This window comes from Arthrobacter sp. MYb224 (assembly GCF_002975455.1).
GTDB lineage: Bacteria > Actinomycetota > Actinomycetes > Actinomycetales > Micrococcaceae > Glutamicibacter.
The window spans coordinates 1-5,408 of record NZ_PCPU01000016.1 but is presented as its reverse complement, the minus strand read 5'-3'; the positions used below and the strand labels follow the sequence as shown (position 1 = coordinate 5,408).

Here is a 5,408-nt window from a genome sequence, read left to right as displayed (position 1 = left end):
AGTGTTTGTTGTTTGAGAACTCAATAGTGTGCCAAGTTTATTGATACCGAATTATTTTTAATTTGGTGGATATATAACATTTGCTTGGAATGATGCACCCCCGTGTGTTGTTCCAAGTGTTTTTATTCGCCAGGACTTCATTGGCTTCGCCCTTATTTTCCGAGGGGTTGCCGATGGCTTTTTATTTTTTTATGGAGAGTTTGATCCTGGCTCAGGATGAACGCTGGCGGCGTGCTTAACACATGCAAGTCGAACGATGACCCCCAGCTTGCTGGGGTGATTAGTGGCGAACGGGTGAGTAACACGTGAGTAACCTGCCCCCGACTCTGGGATAAGCCCGGGAAACTGGGTCTAATACTGGATATGACCTTTGACCGCATGGTTTTTGGTGGAAAGATTTATCGGTTGGGGATGGACTCGCGGCCTATCAGCTTGTTGGTGAGGTAATGGCTCACCAAGGCGACGACGGGTAGCCGGCCTGAGAGGGTGACCGGCCACACTGGGACTGAGACACGGCCCAGACTCCTACGGGAGGCAGCAGTGGGGAATATTGCACAATGGGCGAAAGCCTGATGCAGCGACGCCGCGTGAGGGATGACGGCCTTCGGGTTGTAAACCTCTTTCAGTAGGGAAGAAGCGAAAGTGACGGTACCTGCAGAAGAAGCGCCGGCTAACTACGTGCCAGCAGCCGCGGTAATACGTAGGGCGCAAGCGTTATCCGGATTTATTGGGCGTAAAGAGCTCGTAGGCGGTTTGTCGCGTCTGCCGTGAAAGTCCGAGGCTCAACCTCGGATCTGCGGTGGGTACGGGCAGACTAGAGTGATGTAGGGGAGACTGGAATTCCTGGTGTAGCGGTGAAATGCGCAGATATCAGGAGGAACACCGATGGCGAAGGCAGGTCTCTGGGCATCTACTGACGCTGAGGAGCGAAAGCATGGGGAGCGAACAGGATTAGATACCCTGGTAGTCCATGCCGTAAACGTTGGGCACTAGGTGTGGGGGACATTCCACGTTTTCCGCGCCGTAGCTAACGCATTAAGTGCCCCGCCTGGGGAGTACGGCCGCAAGGCTAAAACTCAAAGGAATTGACGGGGGCCCGCACAAGCGGCGGAGCATGCGGATTAATTCGATGCAACGCGAAGAACCTTACCAAGGCTTGACATGTTCCAGACCGCCTCAGAGATGGGGTTTCCCTTCGGGGCTGGTTCACAGGTGGTGCATGGTTGTCGTCAGCTCGTGTCGTGAGATGTTGGGTTAAGTCCCGCAACGAGCGCAACCCTCGTTCCATGTTGCCAGCACGTAAAGGTGGGGACTCATGGGAGACTGCCGGGGTCAACTCGGAGGAAGGTGGGGATGACGTCAAATCATCATGCCCCTTATGTCTTGGGCTTCACGCATGCTACAATGGCCGGTACAATGGGTTGCGATACTGTGAGGTGGAGCTAATCCCTAAAAGCCGGTCTCAGTTCGGATTGGGGTCTGCAACTCGACCCCATGAAGTCGGAGTCGCTAGTAATCGCAGATCAGCAACGCTGCGGTGAATACGTTCCCGGGCCTTGTACACACCGCCCGTCAAGTCACGAAAGTTGGTAACACCCGAAGCCGATGGCCTAACCACCTTGTGTGGGGGGAGTCGTCGAAGGTGGGACTGGCGATTGGGACTAAGTCGTAACAAGGTAGCCGTACCGGAAGGTGCGGCTGGATCACCTCCTTTCTAAGGAGCTAACCAATTATTGGTTGCCCGTTTCTGTCACGAGTGTTGGCAGGCGGGTTGCTCATGGGTGGAATATCAATGAACTCAGTACCGGAAAACGCGTCGACTTTATGGTTGGTGTGGGGTATTGGCTATGGCTGCATGGTGTTCATGCTCTTTTAGTACGCGTCCCTTTGGGGGTGTTGGAATGAGGGTGTGGGGGCCAGGCGGTTTGTATGGTTTGGCATGCTGTTGGGTTTTGAGGCAACAAGCGTCCTGTCCTTTTGGGGGTGGGGGTTTGGTGTTTCAGTGTTTGTCCTGTGTCTTTGCGCGCTGGCTTGGTGGGTCCTTTGGGGTTCTTGGCCGGTGTTGTGGGGGTGTGGGGTTGTTGTTTGGGAACTGTATAGTGAACGCGAGCATCTTATAAGATGACCATGTGGGGAGCCCTTTGGGGTGACTTGTGTGGTTGTTTTGTGATTTTGTTGATTGTTTTATTGCTCAATCTGAGACTTTGATTTGTGTTGAAGTTTTTAAGGGCGCACGGTGGATGCCTTGGCATCAGGAGCCGATGAAGGACGTGGGAATCTGCGATAAGCCTGGTGGAGTCGATAACCGGACGTTGAGACCAGGATTTCCGAATGGGGAAACCCCGTACGGTGTCATGCCGTATGACCTGCAGCTGAATGTATAGGCTGTGTGGAGGGAACGCGGGGAAGTGAAACATCTCAGTACCCGCAGGAAGAGAAAACAATAGTGATTCCGTTAGTAGTGGCGAGCGAACGCGGATGGGGCTAAACCGGTTGGTGTGTGATAGCGGATAGGCGTTGCATCACCGGGGTTGTGGGGCCTACATGTGCTAACCCTATCTGGTTAGCGGGATGAGGTGCAGGCGTATAGGTGAATCGGTTGGAATGCCGGACCAGAGAGGGTGATAGTCCCGTAGGTGTAATGCGTGTCTGCCGTTCTAGTGTGGGTACCCGAGTAGCACGGGGCTCGAGAAATCTTGTGTGAATCTGCCAGGACCACCTGGTAAGCCTGAATACTACCTGATGACCGATAGTGAATCAGTACCGTGAGGGAATGGTGAAAAGTACCCCGGGAGGGGAGTGAAATAGTACCTGAAACCGTGCGCTTACAATCCGTTAAAGCATCCCACTTGTGGGGTGTGATGGCGTGCCTTTTGAAGAATGAGCCTGCGAGTTAGTGCTGTGTCGCGAGGTTAACCCGTGTGGGGAAGCCGTAGCGAAAGCGAGTCTGAATAGGGCGTTTGAGTGGCACGGTCTAGACCCGAAGCGAAGTGATCTACCCATGGCCAGGTTGAAGCGCGTGTAAGAGCGCGTGGAGGACCGAACCCACTTCAGTTGAAAATGGAGGGGATGAGCTGTGGGTAGGGGTGAAAGGCCAATCAAACTTCGTGATAGCTGGTTCTCCCCGAAATGCATTTAGGTGCAGCGTTACGTGTTTCTTACCGGAGGTAGAGCTACTGGATAGCTAATGGGCCCTACAAGGTTACTGACGTTAGCCAAACTCCGAATGCCGGTAAGTGAGAGCGTAGCAGTGAGACTGTGGGGGATAAGCTTCATAGTCGAGAGGGAAACAGCCCAGAACGCCAACTAAGGCCCCTAAGCGTGTGCTAAGTGGAAAAGGATGTGGAGTTGCTGTGACAACCAGGAGGTTGGCTTAGAAGCAGCCACCCTTGAAAGAGTGCGTAATAGCTCACTGGTCAAGTGATTCCGCGCCGATAATGTAGCGGGGCTCAAGCACACCGCCGAAGTTGCGTCATTCAAATATTTGCCTGGTTTCGATTGGGCGTTTGGATGGGTAGGGGAGCGTCGTGTGGACGGTGAAGTCGCGGTGTAAACCAGCGGTGGAGACCACACGAGTGAGAATGCAGGCATGAGTAGCGAATGACGGGTGAGAAACCCGTCCGCCGAATGATCAAGGGTTCCAGGGTCAAGCTAATCTGCCCTGGGTGAGTCGGGACCTAAGGCGAGGCCGACAGGCGTAGTCGATGGACAACGGGTTGATATTCCCGTACCGGCGAAGAACCGCCCATACTGAGCTTTTGATGCTAACCACCACTGAGCATGATGTTGTGGCCTTCGGGCTGCTTTTGTGTGAGGTGCTGGGAACCGATTTTGTGAGGTAAGCGTATTAACAGGTGTGACGCAGGAAGGTAGCCGAGCCAGGCAATGGAATTGACCTGGTCCAAGGGTGTAGGCCGAGAGATAGGCAAATCCGTCTCTCATTTATGGTTGAGACCTGATAGGCGCCCACTTTGGTGGGTGATTTGGTGATCCTATGCTGCCTAGAAAAGCATCGGCGCGAGGTTCTAGTCGCCCGTACCCCAAACCGACACAGGTGATCAGGTAGAGAATACTAAGGCGATCGAGAGAATCATGGTTAAGGAACTCGGCAAAATGCCCCCGTAACTTCGGAAGAAGGGGGGCCTGCCCCGTGAGGAAGACTTGCTCTTCTTTTGCGGGTGTGGGCCGCAGAGACCAGGGGGAAGCGACTGTTTACTAAAAACACAGGTCCGTGCGAAGTCGCAAGACGATGTATACGGACTGACTCCTGCCCGGTGCTGGAAGGTTAAGAGGACCGGTTAGCAACTTGTTGCGAAGCTGAGAATTTAAGCCCCAGTAAACGGCGGTGGTAACTATAACCATCCTAAGGTAGCGAAATTCCTTGTCGGGTAAGTTCCGACCTGCACGAATGGAGTAACGACTTCCCCGCTGTCTCAACCATGAACTCGGCGAAATTGCAGTACGAGTAAAGATGCTCGTTACGCGCAGCAGGACGGAAAGACCCCGAGACCTTTACTATAGTTTGGTATTGGTGTTCGGTGCAGCTTGTGTAGGATAGGTGGGAGACTGTGAAGCTCGGACGCTAGTTCGGGTGGAGTCATCGTTGAAATACCACTCTGGCTGTACCGGTCACCTAACTTCGGACCATGATCTGGTTCAGGGACAGTGCCTGATGGGTAGTTTAACTGGGGCGGTTGCCTCCTAAAATGTAACGGAGGCGCCCAAAGGTTCCCTCAGCCTGGTTGGCAATCAGGTGTCGAGTGTAAGTGCACAAGGGAGCTTGACTGTGAGAGTGACAGCTCGAGCAGGGACGAAAGTCGGGACTAGTGATCCGGCGGCACCTCGTGGAAGGGCCGTCGCTCAACGGATAAAAGGTACCTCGGGGATAACAGGCTGATCTTGCCCAAGAGTCCATATCGACGGCATGGTTTGGCACCTCGATGTCGGCTCGTCGCATCCTGGGGCTGGAGTAGGTCCCAAGGGTTGGGCTGTTCGCCCATTAAAGCGGTACGCGAGCTGGGTTTAGAACGTCGTGAGACAGTTCGGTCCCTATCCGCTGCGCGCGTTGGAAATTTGAGAAGGGCTGTCCTTAGTACGAGAGGACCGGGACGGACAAACCTCTGGTGTGTCAGTTGTACTGCCAAGTGCACCGCTGATTAGCTACGTTTGGAAGGGATAACCGCTGAAAGCATCTAAGCGGGAAGCCTGCTTCGAGATGAGATTTCCATGCACCTTGAGTGTGAGAGGCCCCCAGCTAGACCACTGGGTTGATAGGCAGGATGTGGAAGCAAGGACTAAAGACTTGTGTAGCTGACCTGTACTAATAGGCCGATGACTTACAACACACAGTAAAGCAATCGTTGAAGACAATGATGCTCGCGTTCACTATACGGTTACGAGACAACAAC

2 rRNA genes are annotated in these 5,408 nt (G+C 53.7%); both read left to right on the top strand.

What is annotated here, in order from left to right:
- Positions 1-188 precede the first annotated feature (188 nt).
- A 16S ribosomal RNA gene (locus CQ017_RS17700) occupies positions 189-1,714 on the top strand.
- Positions 1,715-2,213: 499 nt separating this feature from the next.
- A 23S ribosomal RNA gene (locus CQ017_RS17695) occupies positions 2,214-5,345 on the top strand.
- Together the 16S and 23S rRNA genes form the textbook arrangement of a ribosomal RNA operon.
- The last annotated feature ends 63 nt before the right edge of the window (positions 5,346-5,408 follow it).